The 18637-nt window shown below is 62.2% G+C and carries 21 protein-coding genes; 3 read left to right on the top strand and 18 right to left on the bottom strand.

Features of this window, described 5'->3' with window-relative positions; translation table 11 throughout:
• Positions 1 to 56: 56 nt before the first annotated feature.
• The 18 genes from ppsA to ACILSR_RS04250 all read right to left on the bottom strand — a co-directional run bounded on the left by ppsA (position 57) and on the right by ACILSR_RS04250 (position 17170).
• Entirely contained in the window at positions 57 to 2471 is a 2415-nt protein-coding gene (gene ppsA / locus ACILSR_RS04335; protein ID WP_395748496.1) for a phosphoenolpyruvate synthase, read from the bottom strand.
• 91 nt (positions 2472 to 2562) lie between these two features.
• Positions 2563 to 3882: a universal stress protein gene (locus ACILSR_RS04330; RefSeq protein WP_395748495.1), complete on the bottom strand. Its 1320-nt coding sequence runs from the start codon at positions 3880 to 3882 to the stop codon at positions 2563 to 2565.
• Between the two features lie 57 nt (positions 3883 to 3939).
• Positions 3940 to 4062 carry a hypothetical protein gene (locus tag ACILSR_RS04325; protein ID WP_395748494.1) on the bottom strand — a complete coding sequence of 41 codons (123 nt, stop codon included), beginning with the start codon at positions 4060 to 4062 and terminating at the stop codon, positions 3940 to 3942.
• Between the two features lie 900 nt (positions 4063 to 4962).
• The gene (locus ACILSR_RS04320; RefSeq protein WP_395748493.1) at positions 4963 to 5664 is read right to left on the bottom strand and encodes a dienelactone hydrolase family protein; all 702 of its coding nucleotides are present in this window, start codon (positions 5662 to 5664) and stop codon (positions 4963 to 4965) included.
• A 159-nt stretch (positions 5665 to 5823) separates the two neighbouring features.
• Positions 5824 to 6276, bottom strand: coding sequence for an Hsp20/alpha crystallin family protein (locus tag ACILSR_RS04315; protein ID WP_395748492.1), 453 nt, complete (start codon positions 6274 to 6276; stop codon positions 5824 to 5826).
• 87 nt (positions 6277 to 6363) lie between these two features.
• Positions 6364 to 6687: a DUF2934 domain-containing protein gene (locus tag ACILSR_RS04310; protein ID WP_395748491.1), complete on the bottom strand. Its 324-nt coding sequence runs from the start codon at positions 6685 to 6687 to the stop codon at positions 6364 to 6366.
• Positions 6688 to 6729: 42 nt separating this feature from the next.
• A complete protein-coding gene (locus ACILSR_RS04305; RefSeq protein WP_395748490.1) occupies positions 6730 to 7317 on the bottom strand; it encodes a hypothetical protein in 588 nt (195 codons plus the stop codon).
• Between the two features lie 58 nt (positions 7318 to 7375).
• Entirely contained in the window at positions 7376 to 7549 is a 174-nt protein-coding gene (locus tag ACILSR_RS04300) for a hypothetical protein (protein WP_395748489.1), read from the bottom strand.
• A 290-nt stretch (positions 7550 to 7839) separates the two neighbouring features.
• Positions 7840 to 8571, bottom strand: coding sequence for a L,D-transpeptidase (locus ACILSR_RS04295; RefSeq protein ID WP_395748488.1), 732 nt, complete (start codon positions 8569 to 8571; stop codon positions 7840 to 7842).
• A gap of 17 nt (positions 8572 to 8588) precedes the next feature.
• Positions 8589 to 9260, bottom strand: coding sequence for a response regulator (locus ACILSR_RS04290; RefSeq protein ID WP_395748487.1), 672 nt, complete (start codon positions 9258 to 9260; stop codon positions 8589 to 8591).
• Positions 9253 to 11787, bottom strand: coding sequence for a PAS domain S-box protein (locus ACILSR_RS04285; RefSeq protein ID WP_395748486.1), 2535 nt, complete (start codon positions 11785 to 11787; stop codon positions 9253 to 9255). The genes ACILSR_RS04290 and ACILSR_RS04285 overlap by 8 nt, the downstream gene beginning before the upstream one ends.
• 334 nt (positions 11788 to 12121) lie before the next feature.
• Complete coding sequence (locus ACILSR_RS04280; protein WP_395748485.1) at positions 12122 to 13177, bottom strand: response regulator; 1056 nt, start codon at positions 13175 to 13177, stop codon at positions 12122 to 12124.
• Between the two features lie 9 nt (positions 13178 to 13186).
• A complete protein-coding gene (locus tag ACILSR_RS04275) occupies positions 13187 to 13633 on the bottom strand; it encodes a response regulator (protein ID WP_395748484.1) in 447 nt (148 codons plus the stop codon).
• Between the two features lie 5 nt (positions 13634 to 13638).
• Positions 13639 to 14895 (bottom strand): ATP-binding protein, encoded by a 1257-nt coding sequence (locus ACILSR_RS04270; protein WP_395748483.1) that lies wholly within the window; start codon positions 14893 to 14895, stop codon positions 13639 to 13641.
• Between the two features lie 139 nt (positions 14896 to 15034).
• Positions 15035 to 15451, bottom strand: coding sequence for a c-type cytochrome domain-containing protein (locus ACILSR_RS04265; RefSeq protein WP_395748482.1), 417 nt, complete (start codon positions 15449 to 15451; stop codon positions 15035 to 15037).
• Between the two features lie 22 nt (positions 15452 to 15473).
• The gene (locus ACILSR_RS04260; protein ID WP_395748481.1) at positions 15474 to 15758 is read right to left on the bottom strand and encodes a hypothetical protein; all 285 of its coding nucleotides are present in this window, start codon (positions 15756 to 15758) and stop codon (positions 15474 to 15476) included.
• A 12-nt stretch (positions 15759 to 15770) separates the two neighbouring features.
• Positions 15771 to 16250: a universal stress protein gene (locus tag ACILSR_RS04255; protein ID WP_395748480.1), complete on the bottom strand. Its 480-nt coding sequence runs from the start codon at positions 16248 to 16250 to the stop codon at positions 15771 to 15773.
• The gene (locus ACILSR_RS04250) at positions 16247 to 17170 is read right to left on the bottom strand and encodes a universal stress protein (RefSeq protein ID WP_395748479.1); all 924 of its coding nucleotides are present in this window, start codon (positions 17168 to 17170) and stop codon (positions 16247 to 16249) included. Before ACILSR_RS04250 ends, ACILSR_RS04255 begins: the two co-directional genes overlap by 4 nt.
• A 244-nt stretch (positions 17171 to 17414) precedes the next feature.
• Between ACILSR_RS04250 and ACILSR_RS04245 the strand changes: the two genes are divergently transcribed.
• From ACILSR_RS04245 to ACILSR_RS04235, 3 genes are all read left to right on the top strand, one after another.
• Positions 17415 to 18041, top strand: a complete 627-nt coding sequence (locus ACILSR_RS04245) for a hypothetical protein (RefSeq protein WP_395748478.1) — start codon at positions 17415 to 17417, stop codon at positions 18039 to 18041.
• Positions 18042 to 18115: 74 nt separating this feature from the next.
• Complete coding sequence (locus ACILSR_RS04240) at positions 18116 to 18319, top strand: hypothetical protein (RefSeq protein WP_395748477.1); 204 nt, start codon at positions 18116 to 18118, stop codon at positions 18317 to 18319.
• A gap of 21 nt (positions 18320 to 18340) precedes the next feature.
• Positions 18341 to 18631, top strand: a complete 291-nt coding sequence (locus ACILSR_RS04235) for a hypothetical protein (RefSeq protein ID WP_395748476.1) — start codon at positions 18341 to 18343, stop codon at positions 18629 to 18631.
• The last annotated feature ends 6 nt before the right edge of the window (positions 18632 to 18637 follow it).

The raw sequence follows: 18637 nt of genomic DNA, 5'->3' as shown, positions 1-18637 counted from the left end.
CAATGCCCCTCCACCCAGACCATGCCGCAGACGCCTGCTCAGCCACGGTGGAGTGTTCACGAATCGGCACCCGATTCCTGCTCCTTTTCCAAGATCGCGAGCGTGGTCTTCAAGACCGTGTCGGGATTGAGCGAAATGCTGTCGATCCCCTGCTCGACGAGAAACTGCGCGAACTCAGGGTAGTCGCTCGGGGCCTGCCCGCAGATGCCAATCTTGCGCTGCTTCTCGCGGCAGACTTTGATGACCTGCGCGATCATCGTCTTCACGGCGGCGTTCCGTTCGTTGAAGATGGGCGCGACGATCTCGCTGTCTCGATCCACACCGAGGATGAGCTGCGTGAGATCATTGGAGCCGATGCTGAAGCCGTCGAAGATCTCCGCGAATTCAGCGGCAAGGATGACGTTGCTGGGGATCTCGCACATGACATAGATCTCCAGTCCGTTCACGCCGCGGGTGAGCCCGTGCTTCTCCATCTCCGCCTGCACGCGCCGGCCTTCCTCAAGAGTGCGGCAGAAGGGGATCATCACCTTGAGATTGGTCAGCCCCATCTCTTCACGCACGCGGCGCACGGCCTGGCACTCGAGTGCAAAGCCCGCCTGATAGCGCGGGTGGTAGTAGCGTGACGCCCCACGGAAGCCGATCATCGGATTCTCTTCCACCGGCTCATAAGCCTTGCCGCCGATGAGGTTGGCATACTCGTTGGATTTGAAATCACTGAGGCGCAGGATCACGTCCTTCGGATAAAACGCCGCCGCCAGCATGGCCACGCCCTGCGCCAGGCGATCCACAAAGTACTGCGGCTTGTCGCTGTAGGTGCTGGTGAGCTTCTCGATCTCGGCTTTCGCGGCGGGATCTGCGAGCCTTTCAAAGTCCAGCAGCGCGAGCGGATGCACCTTGATGTAGGTGTTGATGATGAATTCCATGCGTGCGAGGCCGACGCCGTCATTCGGCAGAAAGGAGAGTGCAAAGGCTTCCTCGGGATTGGCAAGATTCATCATCACCTTGGTGCGCGGGCGCTGCAGGTCTTTGATGTTGGTCTGCTGCACATCAAAGGGGAGGCTGCCCTCATACACGAGGCCGGTGTCCCCTTCGGCGCACGAGACCGTGACGACCTGGCCTTCCTTGAGCAGGTCCGTGCCGTGCTCGGTGCCCACGACGGCGGGCACGCCAAGTTCACGGCTGACAATGGCGGCATGGCAGGTGCGCCCACCGCGATTGGTGACAATGGCGGCGGCTTTTTTCATCACCGGCTCCCAGTCGGGATCGGTCTTGTCGGCCACGAGGATGTCGCCCTCGCGGAACTCGCGCAGAAACTCCACGCTCTTCACCACGCGCACCGGGCCGCTGGCGATCTTCTCGCCCACGCTGCGACCTGTGACGAGCACCTTGCCGCGTTGCTTGAGCTTGAAAGTCTGGATGACGTCCCGGTTCTTCTGCGCCTGCACCGTTTCCGGCCTGGCTTGAACGATGAACAGCTCGCCCGTGCGGCCATCCTTGGCCCACTCGATGTCCATCGGCGTCGGCTGGCCGCGCCTGGCGGAGTAGTGGTCCTCAATGATGCAGGCCCAGCGCGCAAGCTGCAGGATGTCGTCATCGCTGAGCGCGAAGCGCGCACGGTCACCGGGAGAGACAGGCACGTTTTTCACCATGCGGCCGCCGCCGGTGTCATAGATGAGCTTGAACTCCTTCGAGCCCGCACGCTTCTGCAAAATCGGCTTGAAGCCCTGCTTGAGCGTCGGCTTGAAAACAGAGTACTCATCCGGATTCACGGACCCGAGCACGACGTTCTCACCCAGGCCATACGCGGCATTGATGAGCACGGCATCGCGAAATCCCGTCTCAGTGTCGATGGTGAACATGACCCCCGCAGATCCAAGATCCGAACGCACCATGCGCTGAACGCCGATGGAAAGCGCGATGGCGGTGTGTTCAAACCCCTGGTCCACGCGATACGAAATGGCGCGGTCGGTGAACAGCGAGGCAAACGAGCGCCTGCAGTGTTCCAGCAGCGAGGCATTGCCCTGCACATTGAGATAAGTCTCCTGCTGGCCCGCGAAACTCGCATCCGGCAGATCTTCCGCAGTGGCGCTGCTGCGCACCGCGACATCCAGCGGCGGCGTTCCCGTTCCGCCGAGATCCTCGTAGGCTTTGAGGATCTCATCCTGCAAGTCTGCGGGCAGTGCGGTGGCGAGGATGGCCTGACGAACCTCGCTGCCACGCTGCTGGAGGTTGTCCATGTCCGCAGTGTTCAGACCGCCGAGGATCTCCTGGATGCGTGCATCCAGCCCCGTGCTGCGCAGGAAATGACGATAGCCCTCCGCCGTGACGGCAAAGCCATTCGGCACCTTCACCCCCTGGCTGCTCAGCTCACGATACATCTCGCCGAGCGAGGCATTCTTGCCGCCTACGAGCGGGATGTCGTCAATGCTGGTGTCGGCATACCAGCGGATTAATTGAGGAGAAGTTTTCATGATGATGCAGCATTTCACGCCCGGAGGCCGGTGCTCGGCCTGCTTTGTCGAAAGCTGGGCTGATCGTGTGGCTGGAGCGCCCGCGGCAGGCTCATACCAGAGGAGGCGTGACCACGAAGACGGGTTTGTGCGCACGTGCGAGCACCGCCTGCACCGTGGAGCCGAGCAGCGCGGCGCCGGCTCGTGAATGCCCCTTCGTGCCCATGCAGATGACGTCTGCGCCCTTGCGCTCTGCGGCTTCGCAGATGGCGGCGGAGAAATCACTATTCGCCAGCACCTCGGAGGTGATGACGACCCCCGGTGCCTGCGGAAATGTTGCGGCCAGAGACTGAAATTTTTCCACCGCCTTCCGTTTATCCTCCGCTGTTGCGAGGCTGTGGTCGAAGTAAACTTCGGAGGCGATGACAGGATTGATGCCTCGCGTGGGCTCATGGCAGACGTGCACCAGATGGATGGCTCCTCCGGCAGGCAGCAGGCTGCAGGCGTGCCTCAGCGCATGCCCGCAGGTCTCCGTGAAGTCCGTCGCCAGCAGCACGCGGCGGATGGGAGGAATGCGGCCCTCCGTCTCCACCGCGCTGGCAGGCACGCAGAGCACGTTCGTCACAGCATGGGCCAGCACACTGCGTGAGAAGGACGGCGCCTTCAGCCTCTGCCAGCCATGCCGCTGGTGCGTGCCCACCACCACCAGTGCCGCTCTCTGCTCATCCGCCGTGCGCAAAAAATCCGCTGCAGGCCGGCCGTCCTCATCTTGCACATGCACGTTCATCGGCAGGTCCCCCAGAATCGCGTGCAGTCGCTCCCACACATCGCGCCGCCGCACATCCTGCAGTTCCGGCCCGGAGATCGGATCCTCAGGCGGGCGCACATACACAGCCTCCACTTCCACCTTGCCGAGCGGCACAAACGTTTTCAGCGCACCGATCGCCGCATCCGCGGAAGCGGTGAAATCCACGCCGCAGAGCAGCCGCAGCGCGCTCTCACCTTTCATCCATTCCAGCAGCAGCTCGCCCTGCCGCACCACCAGCGTCGGAACTGCGGCCTCTTCAGCCACACGCTCCGCCACGCTGCCGATCAGCCAGCGTTCCGCCATCCCTTTGCCAAGGGAGCCGAGCACGATCAGTCGCGTCGGCTTCTCTGCTGCCGCATCCACCACCTCAAAGCTCGCGCTGCCATGCCGCAGCTCCTCGGCCACGGGAATGCCCGTGTCGCGCAGCCGCGCGGCTTCCTTCTTGAGCTGCTCACGGAAGTGATTTTCGTCCGGCACCACCACCGGCAGGTCGCCCATCACAATGTAATCCTGCACGACATGGACGAGCCGCAGGGAAATCTGGAGTTTTTTTGCCAGCGCCGCCGCGACGTCGGCAGCCGCCATGGCGGCCAGGGAAAAATCAGTGGCACAGAGGATTTGCATGATAGGTCTGGGTTTGGGGTGGTGGGAGTGATGGAAAAAAACAGCGAATGATGCGGCTCACCTGCCGGAGGGAAAAGCTTCAGGCACTTCGCCTGCCACCAAGGATGCGCTTTGTTCCAGCGTCTCGGCATCGGCATGGCCGCCCGTCGCGCGACTGGGGAACTGCGTGGATGTTTTCATGGAGATGAAAGGTGGGAGTTGAACGAGTGGCCATGCTGCGGTGCGGCACCTTGCGCCCGGCTGCTGCAAAACTGGCCAATGGCCTTCCCCTCTCAATGAGCAGGACTTCCCGCTTGTTCTCAGGCGGTGGATGAGTCGCTCTCAGCATCTCCCGCAGGCGCAGATGTCTCGGCGGCCCGCACGGCATCGGAGAACGTCAGCCCACGTTATGGCCGCGCTCCGCGTAAGTCAGCGATGACGTGAGTGCAGCCGTGGAAAGGATGCTGCTCAAAGCAGGCTTTGATCACGCATTGGCAGATCGTGCGTTGAGTGTTGCAGAAGGAGACGTTGATCGGGAGATGCGGTGGCGCCTGTTGAGGGTTGCACAATAGACTGACGTGCATAGCGAAGGGTTGCCGAGCCTCGGCGAGGCTACCCTGGTACGTGGTGCATCCTTCAGGAAAGCAAACCCAGCGCCTTCTTTACACACCGCGCCCTCCAGCAGCGTCTGCCTCGCCATTCCGCCACGCAGTCGCTGCCTTCCCGCATCATCCCCCTCAAGCGAATTCCGATCGTGTCAGCTTATTGCGCAAGCCTCAATAAGTTGGGTTATCGTGGCTTTGCCTCCAGCTTTTAGCACCGAAGGTGCGGCCTAGCGTAGCCCAGGGCCAGCGAGCCTTGGCGAGCGCCGCCCTGGGTTCAGCACCAGCAGCAGGGCAGCAAAGCCAGCGCCTTCTTCACACACCGCGTCCCCCAGCAGCGTCCTCCCGCCACGCCGCAGCAGGCAGCCTGTGTCTCCGCCGCACGCAACGCCCCGGCTCCTCCATGCACTTGCGCTCCATGCGTGTCAGTCGATTGCGCAATCCTCAATAAGCCTTTCCCCGCCCCGCACACGCACACGCTTGCAGAAATCGGGCGGCTTCATGCGGCCATGCTCCAGTCGTCACAGCCGCCCATGTGCGCGCGAAACCAGTGGGCGCTTATTTGCGCCACCTGCTCCAGCTTGCCCGGTTCCTCAAACAGGTGCGAGGCGGACGGCACCACCCGAAACTCCTTTTTGCAGCGCAGCTTTTCGAAGGCTTCACTGTTCAGGCACAGCACCAGTTCATCACAGCCGCCCACCACAAACAGCGTTGGAGAGCGGACCTCGCGCAGTGCGTTGCCCGCAAGATCCGGACGCCCGCCGCGCGAGACCACCGCGGCGATTTGGTCGCCCAGCTGTGCCGCCGCCATCAGCGCCGCGGCACCACCAGTGCAGGCCCCAAAGTAGCCCAGCTTCAGACCGCGCGTCTCCGGCTGCTGCTCCAGCCACCGTGTCACGCTGACCAGCCGCTGCGCCAGCGTGTCGATTTCAAAGCGCAGCCCGCTGGTTCTGGCGTCCTGCTGCTCCTCCGCGGGCGTCAGCAGATCAAACAGCAGCGTCCCCAGGCCGGCTTCACGCATCATCTGGGCGACGTATTGATTGCGCGGGCTGTGCCGGCTGCTGCCGCTGCCATGCACGAAGATCACCACACCCGGCGCATCCGCGGGCAGCTCCAGTTCGCCTTTGAGCTCCACATAACCGGCGGGGATCTTCACCGTGGTGGGCAGCACTTTATCAGCAAGCCTGTGAGCGATTTTCATACCAGCGTAACTTCGGTTGAAGTGGTTGTTTTTTCCCCGCTGCTTCCCCGGCCGCGGGTAAATGATGGGGCACGGAATGCCTGGAGGATCAGCAGCCGGCGACCGTGAACCCGGCTGCCTCCAGTCCATGGCCCCATCATTTGGCCTTTCAGCGCGGGCTTACTGCACCTTCACTTCGATGCTCTTGGGCTTCGCCTTCTCATCCTTGGGCAGGTGCACGCTCAGCATTCCGTCTTTGAATTCGGCGCTGACCTTGTCCGCATTCACGGTTTCAGGCAGCGAGAAGCTGCGCAGGAAGCTGCCGTAGGAGCGCTCGATGCGGTGGAATTTCCTGCCCTTCTCCTCCTTCTCGCCTTTGCGCTCGCCGGAGATGGTGAGCTCGCCGTTCTCCACGCTGACCTTCACTTCCTCCTTCTTCAGTTCGGGAAGCTCGGCTTTCACGAGGTACTCATGGCTGTCTTCGCTGATGTCCACCAGCGGTGTCCATTGGGCCACGGTCATGGCCTCTTTCTCCCCATTTCTGGATGGCCAGTTCAGGCCAAAGAGACGGTCCAGACGGCTTTCCAGGCTGTTGAGTTCACGGAGAGGATTCCAGGATGTTAACGCACTCATGTTGGTTTGATTTTTGGGGTTCACCCGGCGGAGGGGTGTTGATGTGCCGGTGCAGCCTGTCCGCCGGAGGCAGACCGCACAGGAAATTCATCGCGCTCGCGCCTGCTGCTGTTGCGTCCCTGTCTTGGCCGCCGTCCGGGCCTGCGTCTTGCCGGCGGTGGTTGTGGTGGTGGTGGTAAGGCGTTTCGTGGCGGCTTTTCCATTGCCAGGGGTTTTGGCCAGCGTCTGCGTCGGTGCTTTCTTTCCGGCGGCGGACTGCGGTTCACGTTTTCCAAAAAGCTGCTGCTCTGCCTGCAGCCAGAATTTCAGGTCTTCGCCAGGCGGGCACTGGGCCTTCTGCCACAGGTGGTAGGCCAGCAGGCTGATCTCTTCGTATCGGTGCTCGGTTCGGTGGGTGGGTATGGAGTTCATGGCGGTGTTGCGGTGGGTGGAAAACAGGTCTGCGTCATGGCCTCAGTCGTTGATGCCCCAGTAGCGCGGCGGTGGCGCGAACTCTCCGCCGAAGGGTTTCGCCCGTCGGTAGGAGGACGGGTTCTTGCTGGAGACGATCTGCATGGCAAAGTCGCAGTCCAGCCGGCGGTCAAAATCCGCATTGCAGATGAAGTCCGTGCGCCATGCGTCCGCCACCTCCTTGAGCTGGGAGCAGAACCATCCCCGCTCGCCGTTCAGTTCGCAGTTCTCCTCATGCAGTGCCACCACGATGGGCCGGGTGTCGCGCTGCTGTTTCGGAATCTCGTTGCACCATTTCCTGATATGTTCTGGCATCGGCCGGTCGTTCGTCGCGGACACAATCAGCAGATCCGCCGCTGCCGCCGCACGGGCCGCCGTGCTGCTCTCTTCATGCCGCTCCAGCTTGTCAAAGCTCCACGTGATCGGGCACACCCTCAGGTCCGGGCTCAGCGACTCCTTCAGCCATTCCAGCGCCTCCATCGCGCGCACATGCGCAAAAAAGCCGTCATGGAGCGCTACGACGGAAAAAGCGGGCGGGGTGTGGACAGCGCCGGCTTCACGGGATGTGGGGGAAGGAGCGGTTGCTTGCATGCCATGATGATGACGAGACCTTCTCAGCCGCACAATGAGCAGACTCACTCTCCCTGAATCAGCAAATGGCTGAGGCCCCCTCAGACTGCGGGTTCTCACCGTTCCCCGTGTGGGGCGGCACTTCCGCACCCATGAGATCATCACCGCCGGCGATCTCCTTCAGCAGCCTCTGCCGCAGAGAGTTTTCGTGCTCAGCATCCGGTTTCGACGGCTCGCCCTCATCAGTGTTCATGGTCTCCGAGGCTAGACCAGTTCTCGAAAAGATTGTCATTTTGACCGGCGAGCGCAGCGGCCCCAGTGGCAAGGCGGGAGCGCCGCCTGCTATTGGAACATAACAGGCAGGCGACCAACGCAGCCAATGGGGCTGCTCCGCCGTCCGGGCAATGTGACAAGATTTTTGAGAGCTGGTCTATAAAGCGCCGCCCTCGCGGACAATGGGAAGCCCCTCCCGATCCATCTCAGCCATTCGCTGAGACACCTGAGGCACTCGCTCTGTCAGCCCGCATGCCTCGCCCATGCCCCTCACTCCCGCACCACGTTCACCGGGCTGCCGTTGTCCACCCACTCATAAAAGAACTTGGCCGGGTTGCCGCCATCCAGAGGCACGCGGATGCAGCCATGCGAGGCCGGATAGTTCGGCACGGAGTCAAAGCCGTGAATGAAGACATTGCCATAAATCTGCACGCTCCACGGCATCGGCGCATTGTTAAAGAGCTTCGAGTAGTGCATGCGCGCACGGAAGGGCCCCGCGCTGAAGTTCCCTGCCGGCGTACGGTTGTTGCGTCCGGAGCTGATGTGCGTCCGCAGCACCAGCCGGTCGCCCTGCCAGGCGCGCAGCTCCTGCTTCGCCAGGCTCACCTCCACCCTCTTCGGACTCACCATCAGAGAGAAGCGGTGAAAGCCCCACCCAAACGTCATGCGCCCGTCCTCCACCCGCAGGCTCGCTCTTGCACCCGCCAGTTCCAGATCGCTCGTGCGGATCAGTTCCGTGCCGTCCACAAAGTGCCGCAGAGCGCCGGCGGGCACGGCCACATCGTGCAGCAGGATGCACCGCCCCGCTTCATCGCGCTGCGCTTTCCAGTGCAGCTGCGCCGCCGCCTCGTTCAGCGGCACGTAGATCACCCCGGGCTCCAGCGCAAAGGTCACAGCCTCCAGCGGCGCTTCCGCATGCAGCTTCGCCTGCCCCGGCCACGCCGCGCACAGCAGGCAGAGCACCATCACCAGCAGCCTGGCTCTGCCTTGGACAAAGGACATGGCGGCAGGCTCTCTCATCACACCTGCTCCCCCACCCAGCGCACCGCGTAGTGCACCAGTTCCGTGCCATTCTTCAGCCCCAGCTTTTCTTTGATGTGCCCGCGGTGCGTGTCCACCGTTTTGAGGCTGATGTGCAGCTCCGCCGCGATGGCCCGGTTGTCTTTCCCCTGGCCTGTGAGCCGCAGCACTTCCAGCTCGCGGTCCGTCAGCTTCCCCACCGTCGATGTGCTCGCGGAGGACCGCGGGCGTGACAGCGCATCGAGAATCGCCGCCGCGGTGCGCTCGCTGGCATATACCTGACCGTTGATGACCTTGTTGATCGCATCCCGCATCTTGTCCGGGCCCTCCTGCTTCATGATGTACCCGCGTCCTCCAGCCCGCAGCACGCGCTCCGCATAGAGCTGCTCGTCATGCATGGAGATCACCAGCACCGGCAGTTCCGGCTGCATCGCATGCACGTCCTGCAGCAGTTCCAGCCCGCTCTTCCCCGGCAGGTTGATGTCCATCAGCACCAGGTCCGGTTTCAGTTTTGAGATGGTGTCAAACGCGTCCCGCGCATTGTCCGCCTCGCCACACACGGCGATGCCGGGGATGGATGCCACGATTCGGACGAGGCCGTCGCGGAACACAGGATGATCATCGACGATGAACACTTTTTTGGCCGGTGGGCCGGATTCTTTTTTAGCCATGGGTGGGTTCGGTGTGAGCGGTTGCTGTTGATGGTGGCGTTGGAATGGTACAGACAACGGTCGTGCCGCCGCCCGTTTGACTGCGGCGGATGTCAAGAGTCCCGCCAATCATGTCCGCGCGGTAGCTCATGATGCGCAGGCCCATGCCACGGTGCTTGGGGTCCAGCCCTGCCCCTACGCCCCCGCCGCGCCTGCCGCGGCCTTGCCCTTGGTCTTTCACGGACAGCACGGTGTGGAGCGCATTGGTGGAAAGCTCAATATCAATTTCCTTTGCCTGCCCATGCTTCACCGCATTCGTCACCGCCTCCTGGGCGATCCGGTACAGATGTGTCGCCGTCGTGTTGTCCATCTCCATCGCAGGCGGGCATTTGCAGCGGCAGTCGATGCGGAACATCGTGCTCGTCCGCACCGCCAGTTCATCCAGCGCCGCGATCAGGCCTCCCGCCTGCACCGCCACCGGGTGCAGCCCCCGCGCCAGAGATCGCGTCAGCCCCAGCGCGTCCTTGAGCAGTCCGGCGATCTTTTCCGCATCCTCAGCCTCCGGTGCTTTCTTTTCCACCAGGCTGGCTTTCAGCAGGTCGCTCAGCAGCCAGATGCCCGCGAGCTGCTGCCCCAGGTCATCATGCAGATCCTGGCCGATGCGCTGCTTCTCATGCTCGCTGATGTGCAGGATCTCCTCCTCCAGTTTTTTGCGCGCCTCCACCTGCTCCTGCAGGTTGGCATTCACGTGCTGCAGCTGCCGCGTGCGCTCCTCCACACGCTTCTCCAGTTCATCATTCAGCCGCCGGATCACCTGCTCCGCGCGTTTGCGCTCGCTCACATCCACATGGGCGATCACCACCGAGTGCGGCCCGTTGCCCAGAAACGGCGTCACGTAGCCGACAAACCAGCGCTGCTGGCTCGGAGAGTGGCAGGCATACTCCATGCTGAAGCGCGTGACTTCGCCGCCCATCACCTCCCGAATGCCTGCCGCAAACCGTGCCGCATCCTCGTCTCCGTCTCCTGCGGCCGCATCACACACGGCCAGGTAGTTCGCCCCCACCCCGCAGGAGTTCACCTTCCCGCCGTTGGCCTTGGCAAAGGCGGTCCACGCCTCGTTCGTGCTGAGGATCTTGCCGGCTGAATCCAGCACCGCCAGACTCGCCGGAATGGCCTCCAGCGTGGACTCCGCAAAGCGCCGCGCTTGGAGAATCTCATCCTCCGCCTTCACCCGGTCATTGATCACTTCCGCAAACAGGATGATCCCGCCGATCTCTCCCAGCGCATCATGCCAGGGCCGGCATTCCCATTTCACCCAGTCCAGGCTGCCATCGGCGCGTGGAAACGGGTCCCTCTCGCAGCTTTCCGTGGCGCCGGCCAGGCACCGCTGGTGGACCTGCCTCACGCGTTCCGGAATCTCAGGAAAAACTTCATAGTGCGACCTCCCCGTGAGGTCTCCCACTTCCAGGCGGAAATCCTTCGCCCATCGGTCACTTACCACCAGGTATCGCATATCACGGTCAAACATCACCACCGGTGCCGGCGTGTGCTTGATGAAGAGCCGCAGCCTCTCCCCGCTGGCCGCCAGCGCCTGCTCGATCTCCTTGCGTTCGGTGATGTCTTCCGCAATCCCCACGATGCTCCGCACGCTTCCGTCATCGTTGTACAGAGTGGTGGCGGTGCCGCTCACCCAGATCATGCGGCCGTCTTTGCGCAGATATCGTCGCTCAGTCTCGTAGATCGGCAGCTCGCCATGCAGCACTTTTTCCACCCGTTCCTTGTTCGCTGCCTCATCATCCGGATGTGTCAGGTCTCTTGGCGTCATGCCCGCCGTCAGCTCCTCCCGGCTGTAGCCGGTGATGGTGCAGAAGCGGTCGTTCACCCGGGTAAAGCGTCCCTCCGCATCCAGTTCCACGGTGCCCACGCCGACATTCTCAAAAAAGCCCCGGAATCGCGCCTCGCTCTCCCTCAGGGCTGCCTGGGCCTGCTCCGCCTTTTGTCGCGCGGCGATGGCCTCTTCCATCAGATCCAGCGCCGCCATGCGTGACTCCCGCAGCGATTGATTCACCTCCGTCAGCTCCGCCGTGCGCTCCATCACCCGCCGCTCCAGCTCCGCATGGGAGCGTGCCAGCGCCTCTTCAGCCGCTGTCAGTTGCGCCTGCTCCTCCAGCCGCACCAGCGCGCGCTCCACCACCGTCGGCACCAGCGCGATGAAGTTCACGTCCTTCACCAGATAATCCAGCGCGCCACGCTTCATCATCTCCACCGCCACCCGCTCATCGCCCTGGCCGGTGATGATGATGAAGGGCAGGTGGTCGTGCAGCCCGTCCAGGCGGTCCAGCAGTTCATTCCCTTTGAACCCCGGCAGCTTCAGATCCAGCAGCACCAGGTCCGCGGCATGGTCTTTGACCCAGCCGATCGCTTCCTCGCCAGACTTGACGCTGGCCACCTGATGTCCCTCACGTTGCAGTTCCTGGCTGATGAGCCGGGCGATCCCCGGATCATCATCCACCACGAGGATGGTCGCTGGCTTGTGCGGAGCTTTCATGGTGCGGTCAGGCCTGCGTGGCCCGTTTCCTCCTCCGCAACGATGATGACGACCGGCTTGATGAGGTTCATGGCTTGCAGTGCTGAGAGCATCGGGGCGTCAGGCATGTTTGGGAAGAGTGGTTTCAGCACATCAGTCCTCAGCCCTCGGCTGAGGCCTTCTGCGAGTTTTCTCTGAGATCCGCGGCCGGGACCTGCGCCCCCCGCTTCACAGCAGCATGGCCCCGCCGGCACTTTGCGCTCCTGCCTCATTGCTCAAAACTGGCCGCATCTTGCGCTTTCCCCGGGACTTGCCGAATCCGACACACAAGTCACCCCAAATGCACGCCTGAATCTCAGGTCGCAGGCAGCGTGCAGGTCACACAAGTGCCTCCGCTCTCCTGCTTCTCAATCGACAGCCTGCCCCCGATCATCCCCGCGCGGTAATGCATGATCCGCAGCCCCATGCCCTGCCGCGTGGGGTCCACCGCGCCAATGCCGCCGCCATCATCCTTCACCGTCAGCGTCAGCTGCACTCCATTGAAATTCAGCCCGATACGCACCTCCCTGGCCCGCCCATGCTTCACCCCGTTGCTCACCGCTTCCTGCGCAATCCGGTACAAATGGGTCGCCGCAGAGTAGTCATTCATCTGCACCGCCCCCGTGCATTCGAACCGGCAGTCGATCTGAAACAGGCTCGTGGTCCGCGCCGCAAGATCATGCAAGGCCGAGACCAGCCCGTCCGGCTCCTCCGCCACCGGATGCAGTCCCCGAGCCAGGCTGCGCGTCAATGCCACAGTTTTCTTCAAAAGGTCGGTAATCTTGGCCGCCTCCGGCACCTCAGGCGCCCCCCGGCTGGCCAGACTGCGGCTCAGCATGGTGGCCATGATGCTCAGCCCGGCAAGCTGCTGGCCCAGATCATCATGCAGATCCCGGCCGATGCGCTGCTGCTCCAGCTCGCTGATATGCAGAATCTCCTGCTCCAGACGCTGGCGGTCCGCTTCAGCAGCAGCCAGACGCTGTTCCTTGTCCAGCTGTGAAAGCGCACGCCGCGCCACGGTGGGCACAAATTCGATGAAGTTCACATCCTTCACCAGATAATCCAGCGCACCGCGCTTCATCATGTCCACCGCCACGCGTTCGTCTCCCTGGCCGGTGATGATGATGAAGGGCACGGGACGCCTCATGGCTGCCATGGACTCGATGAGGGCCGGACCTTCCATGTCCGGCAGCTTCAAGTCGAGCAGCAGCAGGTCTGCGCGGTGCTGTTTCAGCCATTCAGTGGCCTCCAAACCGGAGCCGACTGCTGCTGTTTGATACCCTTCGCGACGTAGTGCACGCTCGATCAGCCGTGTCAGCCCGGGATCGTCATCCACCACCAGGATCGTGACAGGCGCTTGGGTGGCAGACATGGTGCGTGCTCAGGGCTGGCCGTTGATCTCGGGCACCTGCACGAGGGACACGTACATGCCGAGTTGCTTGATGGCCTCGGCAAATTTGTCGTAGTCCACCGGTTTGACGATGTAGCTGTTGCAGCCCAGCATGTGGCAGCGCTCGATCTCCCGCGGATCGTCCGTGGTGGTGAGCATGATGACGGGCAGCTTGCGCAGGGAGGCGTCCTCCTTGATCTGCCGCAGGGCCTCCACGCCGTCCACCTTGGGCATGCGGATGTCCAGCAGCAGGAGATAGGCGGTGTCGCTTTTGCGCTGCGGGCCCGTACCGCGGCGGAACAGGAAATCGATCACGTCCTGACCGTTTTCGAACCGCACGACGGGGTTGTGCAAACCAACACGGCCGAGGTTCTTTTCGATAAGCCGGGCGTGGCCGGCGTCATCTTCCGCGATGATGATCACTACTTCCTGAGTCATGGAGCTCATTTTCTAGACGGGTTCCGGGTGGCTGGCAAGGTGACAAAGAAAGTGCTGCCCTGGTCGGTGCCAGATTCGACCCAAATCCTCCCGTCCAGACGTTCCAGAATGCGCTGGGCAATGGTGAGACCAAGGCCCTCTCCCGAACTGTGCGAGGGGTTCAAGCGATGAAAAATCTCGAAGGCTTTCTGCTGATGGGCAGGCGCAATGCCTATGCCATTGTCCTTCACCTGATAAACCACCTGCGCACCATCGACCTCTCCTTTGACACTGATGTGCCCCGGCCGCGCGGGATCGAGGTATTTGATGGCATTGTCGAGAAGATTGGAGAAAACCTGGTTGATCTGCGTGGCATCGCCGAGGCAGTCCGGCATGTCGCCAATCTCAAGCCGGGCACCGGCCTGCTGAAGCTGGAACTCCATCGCGTGGGCGATCTGCTGAATCATCTCCTGCATGGACAGGCGTTCCACCGTCAATGCGGCACGGCCCAGGCGTGAAAAACGCAGCAGACCTTTGAGCAGGGAGTCGATTTTGGAAACTCCGGCCTGAATGAAGCCCAGCGACTCGGGAATGTCTTCCTCGATGGCCAGACGCAGACCTGCCTTTGGCAGGGTGTCTCCTGCCGTTTCCTGCATGTTTTTGCGCAGACTTTCACAGGTGCGCGTCAGCTCCTGGCTGAAACCCTGGATGTTTACCAGTGGTGAGCGCAGATCATGGGACGCCACATACACGATGGCCTCCAGCTCCTTGTTCTTTTCTGCGAGCGACTGCGCCAGTTCGGCGAGTTTTTCCTCATCGCGCTTCCGTTGGGTGATGTCGGTGCGGATGGCGATGTATTGCTGCGGTTTTCCTGCAGCGTCCACAAAAGGGAAGATGGTGGTGCTCACCCAATAAATGCTGCCGTCCTTGGCGCGGTTGCGGATCTCCCCCTTCCAGGTCTTGCCATGGCCGATGGTGCTCCACAGGTCGTGGAAGAACTCCTTGGAATGATGGCCGGAATTGATGATGCGGTGGTCCTGGCCCAGCAGCTCGCCGCGGCTGTACTTGGAGATCTCGCAGAACTTGTCGTTCACGTAGGTGATGATGCCGCGCGCATCCGTGGTGGCCACGATGGAGTGGGCATCCAGCGCCGCCTTCAGATCGATCAGCTCCTTCACCGGAACCAGATGCGCATCCGTTGCCGGACCTCCCTGGGGCAGGTCCGCCACAGGGGGTGTGGTTTCGAGCCGCTGGAGCCGGTCAATCAGCTCTTCCCTGGTCATGCGCGAGTAGTCCGTCATTCGAAGTCAGTGTGGCGGAGGAGTGTGGGAATGCCCATCAAAAAATCCAGCCTGATCTTCTCCCCGGCCATCCTGGCCTTTGACCAAGGGCGGGATCTGCGTCTGCGGGCGATGGGGCGGATCAGGAATGCTTGTTTTTCCACTCCTGCGGCGGCACGAGACGGACGTCCTTGGGCCATGTGGCGCCCTGCTTGATCCATTCGTGCAGCAGCTGCGCCTGCTCGCGTTCCATGCCTTCCGGGGTGGGCGGCATGGCCACGGGGTTTTCGTGTCCCAGCAGCAGGACTTTGTAGAGCAGGCTGCGATGAGGTGAACCTGGAACGATGACCGCGCCGCTGCGGCCGCCCTTCATGGCCAGTTTTTGTGTTTCCAGATTCAAGCCGGCGCAGACATACTGATGCTGATGGCATTCCAGGCAGCGTGTCTCCAAAAGCGGCTTCACCTCGCTCACAAAATCCACTTCAGGGCGCGGCTCCAGCTGCATGCAGGATGTCAGACCAAGCCATGCCGTGAAAAGGGTGAAGCGGTGAAGTTTCATAAGCGTGAAGGGCGGTGATGAATCAGGCCGCGAAGCTGAAGCGATGCTTCACCTGTGCAGCGTCCAGACCAAGCGAGTTGGCGAGCAGCCGTGAAGCCAGACGCTCGGCAGCGACGTGGAGCATGCGGTCGGCCTTGGACTGTTCGAGCTCGATGCCTTCATGCTTGATGGCTTTGATGCGGGCGCCGACGACGAGCAGGTTCATGAGGAAGTCTTCGGCCTCCACCGGGTCGTCCGTGCGGTGGGTGTCCACACGATGGTTGTGCTGAGGATGAATGATGTATTCGATGTCAAATTTTGCGATCATGGTGGTGGGTGGTCAGGGTGATGCCGGCTGGGTGGTGAGATGGCTTTGTGACGCTGCATGCTCAGGCACCACCACCACCGGACAGGGCGCATCCTTCAGCACATCGTCCACCAAGGTGCCAATCAAGAGATGGTAGAAAGTGCCATGCGGATGAGCGCCGACGATGATGAGGTCCGGCTGCAGGGATCGGGTCTCGGCGAGCACCTCCTCCGAAGTGGCGCCAGCCATCTGACGCACGCTGGAGTGAACTCCTGATCTGACCAAAACATCGGTCATGCTGATCAGTCTGGCGTGATGGCTGTCGAGCGCCTCCTGGGACGGTTTGCGCATGCGCACCGGAGACAGCGGGCTCATGTCCGGGACGACGGGTTCCTTGGGCACGACATGCAGAACGACGACTTCGCAGTTGAAGGCCTTGGCAAACCTGGAGGCTTGCTGGAGCACTTCGAAGGCGAGTTCCGAGAGATCAACGAGGGTGACAATGGTTTTCATGAGGGGGAATTCTCCACGGCAGGTTTCACCACGAGCACCGAGCATGGCAGGCGGGTCAGCAAACGCTCCGCGGTGGATCCCATGAGGACATAGCGGAGGTTTGTGCGGCCTTTGCCACCGACGATGACCAGGTCTGCCCTGACCTCTTCAGCGTGGGCCGCGATGCCGTTGCCAGAGTTGGGTGCTTCCTGAAGTACTTCGGAGGCCTGGATGCCCTGTGAGGCGTCTTTGACAAACTCGTGCAGCTCCCGCCGCAGGCCCTCGACATAGGCCTGCCTTTCAGCGGGAGTGAAGACCACGGTGGGATATCCGATGCCCACGAGCGTATCGCTGTAAGGGGAGACGAACAACGGCTCCTGCCACACGTGCAGGAAATCCACGCTGGCAGAATCCTTCACTGCGATGCGGCGCGCAGCCGCAACCACTTCACGGGCAGTGTCGGAGTAATCAACGCAGGCAACGACCTTGTGGAAGGGGTGTGCGTGGTCTGAGCGCACCAGCAGGACGCGGGAAGGAGACTTACGGGCGAGTTTGGCGGAGACCGAGCCTGCGCCTGCAGGGGTAAGGCCTGCACCGGCGATGCCTGCCACGAGCAGGTCCGCCTGCAAGGTGCGCACGTGATGGAGAATCTCGTGCAAAGGCGTGCCCACGGCAATGATGGCCTCGGTGTCGTCAGGGATCTGCGAGTGTGAGATCCAGGCTGTGAGCGCGCTGCGGGCGCCTTCCGCCGCCGTCGCGGCCTGCTTTTCGTAACCGGACTCCCGGGCGTCCGCCAGCGTGGCCACCGCCGCGGAGTTCACCACGTGCAGCACGTGCAGCTTCGATCCCTGAAGACGGGCGATGCGTGACGCCTGATCAAGCGCGGCGCGAGATCCGGGAGAAAAATCCACGGCGACGAGGATGGTTTTGAGCGAGTTCATGGTGAGTGATGATCAGGGTGGCAGAGCAGCGATAGGCCACGCCCGCCAGCCTCAGCAACTGGCAGATGTCCCTGATGGGACTCAGTAAACGGCTGAGACGCGTGAGGCGCTCTTCCTCATGGCGGCGGCGCCAGCGCGTTGCTTACGATTCATCGCAGCATCGAACACTCGCAGGGTTCAGCTTCAGGCGGCCAAAACTGGCGGCGGAGAGGCCGCGTCAGCTGCGCACATCCACTTCATCTTCATGAACGAAAAAATTGACGCGCTGATGGAAAAAATGTGTGCGCTGGAAAAGGAGATCCTGCGCGAACTGCAGAAGAAGGAGCTGGAGTTCTTCTACGAGGTGCGTCAGGGCAGAGTGCGCTTTACCGAAGAGGCACGGGCCCGGCACCGACGGCTGGTGAAGCGGTTCGCCAGCTACATCCGTGACTCGCGCTTCATGATCATTCTCACCACGCCGGTGATCTGGGCCTGCTTCATCCCGATTGCACTGCTGGATCTGTGCATGGTCGTTTATCAGGCGATCTGCTTTCCCGTCTATGGAATTCCCAAGGTGAAGCGCAGCGACTACATCAAGCTGGACCGGCGGCATCTGGCCTACCTGAACTGGGCGGAGAAATTCAACTGCGAGTACTGCGGCTATGCCAACGGCGTGCTGGCCTGCGCCACGGAGATCGCCGCGCGCACGGAGCAGTACTGGTGCCCGATCAAGCATGCGCTGCGGATGAAGTCCATGCACAGCCGCTACCGGCACTTTTTTGAATACGGAGACGCCGAGCACTACCGCCAGCAGATTGAAACGGTGCGGCGGTCGTTTGAGGACGTGGCGAAGAGCGAGGAACCAGAAGCCGCCGCACCCGCGATCACATGATCTGACCGGCAATCACCAAACCACGGGCAGCCGCACATTCGTAATAATGTCAGAGTAACAACACAAGCAAAGCCATGAAAACCACGACCACCGCAGCCACCGACGAAGCCCCCGCCAAGCCCCTGCCCCGCAAGCTGGGCGCGAACCACAGCGAGACCGCCAAACGGCCCCGCAAGCATGACAACAACTTCAAGCAGTCCAAAGACCTGCGCGAAGACCGGGGCATCCGCCAGCTGAAGTCGAGCCCGAAATCCCAGTCCGCCCGCGGTGGACGGTAAAACCAGCCAGCCTCCCCTGCCATGAATGATCCTAAAACACCCCATCCCGCTGATCTCTGCCTCCAGCGTGCGCTGGAGCGGGCGGAGGACTACGTGAGACGTGAACCGACCAAGGCGGTGGGCGCCGCGCTGGGGGCTGGGCTGCTGCTGACGCTTCTGCCCGCCCGCAGCCTGGTGCGGCCCATCGCCTCTTTGGGCGCCACCCTGCTGCCTCCTGCACTGCTGGGGCTGGGCCTCATCAAGGCCTTTGAGCTCTGCTGTCAAAACTGTACGGCCAAGGCGCCACCACCGCAGACGACGAACTCGCCTTAACCACCC

This window comes from Prosthecobacter sp., assembly GCF_044222565.1.
Classification (GTDB): Bacteria; Verrucomicrobiota; Verrucomicrobiia; order Verrucomicrobiales; family Verrucomicrobiaceae; genus Prosthecobacter.
This window is presented reverse-complemented; position numbering and strand designations above follow the sequence as displayed.

Coding starts and splice junctions, on each gene's coding strand:
- ppsA (WP_395748496.1), bottom strand. CDS start 2,471: ATGAAAACTTCTCCTCAATTAATCCGCTGGTATGCCGACACCAGCATT.
- ACILSR_RS04330 (WP_395748495.1), bottom strand. CDS start 3,882: ATGCAAATCCTCTGTGCCACTGATTTTTCCCTGGCCGCCATGGCGGCT.
- ACILSR_RS04325 (WP_395748494.1), bottom strand. CDS start 4,062: ATGAAAACATCCACGCAGTTCCCCAGTCGCGCGACGGGCGGCCATGCC.
- ACILSR_RS04320 (WP_395748493.1), bottom strand. CDS start 5,664: ATGAAAATCGCTCACAGGCTTGCTGATAAAGTGCTGCCCACCACGGTG.
- ACILSR_RS04315 (WP_395748492.1), bottom strand. CDS start 6,276: ATGAGTGCGTTAACATCCTGGAATCCTCTCCGTGAACTCAACAGCCTG.
- ACILSR_RS04310 (WP_395748491.1), bottom strand. CDS start 6,687: ATGAACTCCATACCCACCCACCGAACCGAGCACCGATACGAAGAGATC.
- ACILSR_RS04305 (WP_395748490.1), bottom strand. CDS start 7,317: ATGCAAGCAACCGCTCCTTCCCCCACATCCCGTGAAGCCGGCGCTGTC.
- ACILSR_RS04300 (WP_395748489.1), bottom strand. CDS start 7,549: ATGAACACTGATGAGGGCGAGCCGTCGAAACCGGATGCTGAGCACGAA.
- ACILSR_RS04295 (WP_395748488.1), bottom strand. CDS start 8,571: ATGTCCTTTGTCCAAGGCAGAGCCAGGCTGCTGGTGATGGTGCTCTGC.
- ACILSR_RS04290 (WP_395748487.1), bottom strand. CDS start 9,260: ATGGCTAAAAAAGAATCCGGCCCACCGGCCAAAAAAGTGTTCATCGTC.
- ACILSR_RS04285 (WP_395748486.1), bottom strand. CDS start 11,787: ATGAAAGCTCCGCACAAGCCAGCGACCATCCTCGTGGTGGATGATGAT.
- ACILSR_RS04280 (WP_395748485.1), bottom strand. CDS start 13,177: ATGTCTGCCACCCAAGCGCCTGTCACGATCCTGGTGGTGGATGACGAT.
- ACILSR_RS04275 (WP_395748484.1), bottom strand. CDS start 13,633: ATGACTCAGGAAGTAGTGATCATCATCGCGGAAGATGACGCCGGCCAC.
- ACILSR_RS04270 (WP_395748483.1), bottom strand. CDS start 14,895: ATGACCAGGGAAGAGCTGATTGACCGGCTCCAGCGGCTCGAAACCACA.
- ACILSR_RS04265 (WP_395748482.1), bottom strand. CDS start 15,451: ATGAAACTTCACCGCTTCACCCTTTTCACGGCATGGCTTGGTCTGACA.
- ACILSR_RS04260 (WP_395748481.1), bottom strand. CDS start 15,758: ATGATCGCAAAATTTGACATCGAATACATCATTCATCCTCAGCACAAC.
- ACILSR_RS04255 (WP_395748480.1), bottom strand. CDS start 16,250: ATGAAAACCATTGTCACCCTCGTTGATCTCTCGGAACTCGCCTTCGAA.
- ACILSR_RS04250 (WP_395748479.1), bottom strand. CDS start 17,170: ATGAACTCGCTCAAAACCATCCTCGTCGCCGTGGATTTTTCTCCCGGA.
- ACILSR_RS04245 (WP_395748478.1), top strand. CDS start 17,415: ATGAACGAAAAAATTGACGCGCTGATGGAAAAAATGTGTGCGCTGGAA.
- ACILSR_RS04240 (WP_395748477.1), top strand. CDS start 18,116: ATGAAAACCACGACCACCGCAGCCACCGACGAAGCCCCCGCCAAGCCC.
- ACILSR_RS04235 (WP_395748476.1), top strand. CDS start 18,341: ATGAATGATCCTAAAACACCCCATCCCGCTGATCTCTGCCTCCAGCGT.